The organism is Streptomyces sp. HSW2009 (assembly GCF_040240285.1).
Lineage (GTDB): Bacteria > Actinomycetota > Actinomycetes > Streptomycetales > Streptomycetaceae > Streptomyces.
Genome location: NZ_JBEHZD010000488.1, coordinates 1 through 6,085, shown reverse-complemented (window position 1 = coordinate 6,085; position 6,085 = coordinate 1). Strand labels below are relative to the sequence as shown.

The window sequence follows — 6,085 nt, the reverse complement described above, 5'->3', positions numbered from 1 at the left end:
GCCTCGACCACGGCCCGCGGGGGCGGCCCCCGCGCCCGCCCCCCCCCCCCCCCGGCCCCCCGGGCCGGCGGGGGGGCCCCCCCGCCGGGGCCCGGCGGGCCGCCGGCGTGCCCGTCCGGGCGCTGCCACAGCACCCCGCCCGCACAGCGCGCCGGACGGGTGAGGGGTGAGGGGCCTTGGGCTGGGTGGGCCGGGGCCCGTACGCCCCGGTTCAGCGCGGCGGAACGACCCCCCGCACCGTCAGGTCGAGCAGGCGGCCGGCCTCGGCGGTCGGGTCCTGGTGGTGTTCGGTGGCCAGGGCGATGCCGGTGACGAGGGTGAGCAGGTCGGCCGCGGTGACGCCGGGGGCCAGGGCGCCGGCCTGTGCGGCGCGCTGCACCAGTGGTTCGGCCGCCGCCCGGAGCTTGGTCGAGCAGTCCTGCACCTGTTCCGGGTCGGTCAGCCCGTCCTGCATCAGCGCGTCGGCCATGCCGCGGGCCGATGCGGCGTACGCGGTGAGCGCGTGCAGCCACTCCAGGAGCGCCTGCCGGGCGTCGGGCGCGTCGGTCAGTGCGGTGGCGCGGGCGCACAGCACCGCGATCCGTTCGCCGAACACGGCGGCCAGCAGCGCGCGCCGGCCGGGGAAGTGTCGGCGCACGGTGGCCGATCCGACCCCGGCGGTGCGGGCGATCTGCTCCAGGGACGCGTCGGCGCCGTGCGCGGCGACCTCGGCTTCGGCCACGGCGAGGATGCGTGCGTAGTTGCGCCGGGCGTCAGCGCGTTGCCCGGTCATGGGCGTCACCTCCGAGGATTGCTAAATGGCGGGGCCCTCCGTATCGTACTGGTCAGGTAAATGGCGGGCCCCGCCATTTCTTTCTGCCGTCATTCTCCGAGGAGTGTCATGGCCACCGAACCCACCCCCGTCCTGGTCACCGGCGCCACCGGGCAGCAGGGCGGCGCCACCGCCCGGGCCCTGCTGGCCGCCGGCGTGCCCGTCCGGGCGCTGGTCCGCGATCCCGAGACCGCCCGGGCCCGGGCGCTTGCGGCGCGCGGCGTCGCCCTCGCCGTCGGCGACCTCGACGACCCGGCATCGCTGACCCGCGCCGCCGAGGGCGCCCGCGCCGTCTTCTCGGTGCAGATGCCCGACCTGGCTGGGCGGGGCTTCGACGGCGAGGTCGCCCAGGCCGGCAACCTGATCGAGGCCGCGCGGGCCGCGGGCGTGCCCCAGTTCGTGCACACCTCGGTCTCCGGCGCCGGCCAGCACACGGCGTGGGTGACGGGGCGCTGGGCCTGGCTCGACGCGTACTACGCGGCCAAGGCCGGCATCCAGGACCGGGTGCGGGCGGCGGGCTTCGCGCACTGGACGCTCATCAAACCCGGCTTCTTCATGGAGAACCTGCTGCCGGATGCGGGGATCGTCTTTCCGCGCGGGGCCGCCGGCGGGCTGGTGACACTGTTGCGGCCGGGGACCGAACTGGCCCTGGTCGCGGTCGCCGACATCGGCGCGGCAGCAGCCGCCGCCGTGGCCGACCCGCAGCGGTTCTCCGGGGTGGAGCTGGAGTTGGCGAGCGACCTGCGCACGGTGGCGGAGGTCACCGCGGTCCTCGCCGAGCGGCTGGGCGTCCCCTTGACCGCGCCCGAGCTCACCGAAGAGGAGGCGCGCGCCGCCGGAATGCCGGAGTCCGGCTTCGGCCAGTCCCACCTCAACGAGCACCCGCAGCCGGCCCGCCCCGAGTTCGCCCGCGCCCTGGGGCTGACCCCGACCCCGTTTGCGGAGTGGGCGCGCGTACACCTGCACCCGGCCGGCTGACGGGCGACATCCGCGGCGCGGCGCGCCCCGTGCGCCACGGCGGCGCGCGCCCCGTGCGCCCGGGCGGCGCCAGCCCCGTGCGTTACAGCGCTTCCTTGCGCGTCAGGTACGAGAAGGACAGCCAGCCCGGCAGCACCGGCAGCCAGAACGTCATCAGGCGGAACAGCAGCACCGCGGGCGCCGCCGTGTCGTACGGGAGGCCGGCGAAGGTGAGGCCGGCGATCAGGGCCGCCTCGACCGCGCCGACGCCGCCGGGGGTGGGCGCCGCCGAGCCCAGCGCGTTGCCGGCGAGGAAGACCACCGCGATGCTCGCGTAGCTGAGCTCGCCGTCGAAGGCGCGGATGGAGGAATCCAGGCACATCACGAACGTCGCGGTCAGCAGCAGCATGCCGCCGATGCCGGCGAACAGCTTCTGCGGGCGCTGGAGCAGGTCGAGCATGCGTGGGACGACACCGGCGAACAGCGAGCGGACCCGGGTCGAGACGAACTTGCGCAGCACGGGCACGGCCGTCACCACCAGCGCGAGGACCGCTGCCGTCAGCAGCCCGGCGATCACCGTGCGGGACGGCGAGAGGGTGGGGGTGCGCTCGGTGCCGGTGATGTAGCCGAAGGTGCCGAGCAGGATCACGTGGCTGGCCAGGCCGAAGAGCTGGGAGGCGCCGACGCTGGCCACCGCCTGCCCCGGGCGCACCCCGGCCCGTTGCAGGAAGCGGGTGTTCAGCGCCACGCCGCCGACCGCGGCCGGCGCGACCAGCTTCGCGAACGAGGCGGCGACCTGCGCCAGCACGGTCCGCCCGAACGGCACCTTCTCCGGTACGAAGCCGAGCAGGCTGATCGCCGCGCACACGTAGGTCAGACCGGAGAAGAACAGCGCGATGGCCACCCACGCCCAGTTGGCCTCGCCTATCACCTGGCCCAGCTTGATGTGTGTGAACTGGGAGAGCAGGAAGTATGCGGCGAACGCGCCGGCGCAGAAGCTGACCAGCGTGCGCGGCTTGATGCGCTCCAGGCGTACCGGCTCTATGGGCGCCTGCGGACGCACCAACAGCACCTGCTGCCGGATCTGCGAGAGCAGGTCCTCTTCGCGTGCCTCCTCAAGGGCCTCGTCCGTGGCCCGCTTCTGGGCCTGTCGCTCCGCCTTGAGCGCCTTGCGCGCCTTGCGGTCCAGCGGCTCCACGTCGGCGCGTTCCTTGGCCGCGGCGGCCTCCGCCTCACGCTCCGCCTTCTCGGTACGGGCCGCCGCGAGCACCGCCTCGCGCTGCCGGTTCGCCCGCTCCCTGGCGAGGTGTCGGAGCGTGGCGCGGGTGGCGCGGTTGAGGGCGAGCGGCTGGAGCAGCGGCAGGCTGTCGGCGACCGCGTCCGGGCCGATGACCTCGACCGCCGCGGCCACCGAGCGCTCGGCGCCCACCCGCAGCGCGAGCGTGGTGAGCAGCTGCGCGATGTCCATCCGCAGCACCATGTCGCCGGCGGCGATCTCACCGCCGCGCAGGTCCGAGACGATGACCCGGCCAAAACGATCCACCAGGATCGCGTCGCCCTCCAGCCTGCGGTGCGCGATCCGCCGCGACTGGAGCGCCCGCACCTGCCGCCAGGCGCCGGCCAGCAACTCGTCGGTGATCTGCTCGTCGGGCAGCGCGTTCAGGGTCCGTCCGCCGGTGTGCTCGTACACCAGCATCACCGCGTCCGGGCCGAGCTCGGAGGTGGCGATCAGCTTGGGCGCGTTGGCCCCGGCGGCGATGGCCGCGTAGGCGAGCAGCGCCTCCTGTTCCAGGGCCTGGCGCAGTGACTGGAGGCTGCGGCGCTGGGTGATGGAGCGCAGCGCGAGCCGTTGCCAGGTGCGGTAGAAGAAGCCCTGCGCCTGTTGCTCGCGGTCCACGACGGTGACGTCCAGCGGCGGGCCGTCCTCCAGGGTGACCAGGTAGCGCCGGCCGCGGTCGGCGCCTGCGGGCTGTTCGCCGCTGATCCCCTCGTCCCAGCGCAGCGCGCTGACCGGGCTGAACCCGACCCGGCGCAGGCCGAGCAGCAGGTGCTGGCCGGTGGGCCGGACGTTGGGCGAGCCCACCGCGTACAGCGTCCCGTACGCCACCGTCCAGCCGATGAGCACCGTGATCAGGATGGAGAAGGGCGTGGTGTAGCGGCCGACGAGCACGGCGAACGCGTCGAGCAGCAGCACCACCCACATCGCCACCCGCCAGTGCGGCCTGCGGGCCATGCCGACGGCCGTCATGTAGGCGATGACGGGGGCGAGGTAGCCGTGCACGGGGTCGGAGAAGGCGCCGCCCGGGGACTCCTGGGTCAGGGTCTCGCGCACCGAGTCGGGCGCCGAACGGGCCACCCACAGGTCGGTGGCGAGCGAGACGCCGTGCGCGAGTACGGCGGCGAGCACGCCGTCGGCGATCCGCAGCCCGTCGCGCTTGATCAGCCGTTCCATGGCGAACGCCACCGGAAGGATGAGCACCGCGACGCTCGACGCCAGGCCGGCGAACTCGATCAGCAGGTCGGGGGCCTGTCCGGCGCCCTTGCTGATGTCCTTCGCGAGACCGGTGGTCGTCCCGTGCGCGAACGCCGCCACGGCCAGTACGACGGCCAGGCCCAGCACCCCGAGCAACAGCTTGACCAGGTCGGACGGCCGGTGCACCCGGGCGGGCAACAGCGGCTCGTCGACCGCGACCCGGTCCGCGGGCAACTCCGGCTCCTCACAGCGGTGCGCGCCGGTGGTGGGGGCGTCTGGAGGGTCGGTTTCGGGGGCGGACTCGGGATCGGTTTCGGTGGCCGGTCCGGCTTCGGTGTCGGCGCGGGTGCTGGTGTCGGCCGGGGCGTCGTCGGGCGTCGGGGCGGGCTCCGTGGGCTTCGTGAGGTTCGGGGTTACGGATGCGGCGCCGGCCGCGGTGGGATCGGGAGGGTCGACCGGGGCGGGCTCGGGGGAATCGGCCGGAGCGGGCTCGGCGGGCTCGGTCGGCGCCGGCGCCGGCTCGGTGGAATCCGTGGCCCCCACGGAAGCGGCGGACTCTTCGGCGCGAGGCAGCGCGGCGGGAGCACCGTCCTCTTCTGGAGGCTGCGCACCCTGCATCTCAGTCGTCTCTTCTTGATCTCGTATCACCTGTCACCGCCCGGAAGATGGTGGCATGGCCGCGTGGCCGGGGCCGGCATCAGGGGGTACTTCGGGGGCGCGAAATACGGATGGTACGCGCCGTAGCACGGGTGCGCACACGGTGTGATCACGACGGTCGGCTGTCGGTGGCGTACGGCAGGATGAGTCGGATGAGCCGCCAGAGCGAGGAACGCCCCGAGCCGGACGGACTGCCTGAGTACGCCGAACGGGTACTGGCCGTCGCCGAACTGATTCCGCCCGGCCGGGTGATGACCTACGGCGACGTCGCCGAGTGGCTGGCCCAGGAGATCGACCCCGATGCGCCCCCGATCGCCGGCGGCGGTGGTCGCGGCGTGGGCGGTCCGCGCCAGGTGGGGCGGGTGATGGCGACGTACGGCGACATGGGCCCGTGGTGGCGCGTGGTGCGCTCGGACGGTGCGCTGCTGCCCGGCCACGAGCGGGAGGCGTTGCAGCACTACCGGACCGAGGGCACCCCGCTCCGCGAGCCCGCGCGCGCGAGGGCTGTGGATGCGGGTGCCGATGCCGATGCGGGTGGCGATGGCCCGGGGCGGCCCCGGTACGAGCGGCCCGCCGGCCGCGCCGGTGATCGTTCCCGGGCGGCCCTGCCCCGCCTCGACATGCGACGGGCCCGCTGGGACGGGAACCGGCCGGATGCTCCGGATGCTGATGACGGGGCGTGAGACGGGGGTGGCGAGGGGTGCTGCTTCTGCTGGCCGTGCTGGCCGTGCGGGTCCCGCCGTCTCCGCTGGCCTTGCAGCCGGTGTCGGTTCGTACGTGGGGTGCGGCGGCGCGGTGTCGGGTGTCGGGCCTGTCGCGCGGGCGTCGGGCGCGGTGGTGCGTGCGGCCGTGTGGGTGGGGGTGGGCGCAGGTGCCGGTGTGTGCGCCGGCATCGGTTCGTACGTGGACGTGGGGTGCGGTGGCGCGGTGTCGGATGTCGGGCCTGTCGCGCGGATGCCGGTCGCGGTGTCGGGTGCGTCACCCCGGAGCGCGGGCGTCGGGCCCGCCGTGCGGCCGGTGGGGGACCACCGGCGTGCGGCGGCGCGCGCGCTGTCGGTTCGCGCGCGGCGGGCCGTGGCGGGGCGGGGACCTGGGGCGTCGTGCGGTGCGTATGGGACCTGGCCGGGGCCCGCGGGGGGCGCCGGGCCGGGGGCCCCGCCGCTGTCGGCGCAGACCGAGGCGCTGCT

The 6,085-nt window shown here is 75.1% G+C and carries 4 protein-coding genes; 2 read left to right on the top strand and 2 right to left on the bottom strand.

From position 1 onward, the window contains the following. Positions 1–211: 211 nt before the first annotated feature. Positions 212–772, bottom strand: coding sequence for a TetR/AcrR family transcriptional regulator (locus tag AAHZ94_RS27010; protein ID WP_349995996.1), 561 nt, complete (start codon positions 770–772; stop codon positions 212–214). Positions 773–880: 108 nt separating this feature from the next. On the opposite strand from AAHZ94_RS27010, the gene AAHZ94_RS27005 reads away from it, so the two are divergent. Further along, a complete protein-coding gene (locus AAHZ94_RS27005; protein ID WP_349995994.1) occupies positions 881–1,789 on the top strand; it encodes an NmrA family NAD(P)-binding protein in 909 nt (302 codons plus the stop codon). Between the two features lie 82 nt (positions 1,790–1,871). Here the strand turns inward: AAHZ94_RS27005 and AAHZ94_RS27000 are convergent, their stop codons facing one another. Beyond that, positions 1,872–4,859 (bottom strand): flippase-like domain-containing protein, encoded by a 2,988-nt coding sequence (locus tag AAHZ94_RS27000; protein ID WP_349995992.1) that lies wholly within the window; start codon positions 4,857–4,859, stop codon positions 1,872–1,874. Positions 4,860–5,050: 191 nt separating this feature from the next. Here AAHZ94_RS27000 and AAHZ94_RS26995 point away from each other — a divergent pair, with 191 nt between their 5' ends. After that, positions 5,051–5,581, top strand: a complete 531-nt coding sequence (locus AAHZ94_RS26995; protein ID WP_349995991.1) for an MGMT family protein — start codon at positions 5,051–5,053, stop codon at positions 5,579–5,581. Positions 5,582–6,085 lie beyond the last annotated feature (504 nt).

What these genes read in the sequence shown, in the direction of transcription:
- AAHZ94_RS26995 (WP_349995991.1), top strand. Translation starts at nt 5,051, where the DNA reads ATGAGCCGCCAGAGCGAGGAACGCCCCGAGCCGGACGGACTGCCTGAG.
- AAHZ94_RS27005 (WP_349995994.1), top strand. Translation starts at nt 881, where the DNA reads ATGGCCACCGAACCCACCCCCGTCCTGGTCACCGGCGCCACCGGGCAG.
- AAHZ94_RS27000 (WP_349995992.1), bottom strand. Translation starts at nt 4,859, where the DNA reads ATGCAGGGTGCGCAGCCTCCAGAAGAGGACGGTGCTCCCGCCGCGCTG.
- AAHZ94_RS27010 (WP_349995996.1), bottom strand. Translation starts at nt 772, where the DNA reads ATGACCGGGCAACGCGCTGACGCCCGGCGCAACTACGCACGCATCCTC.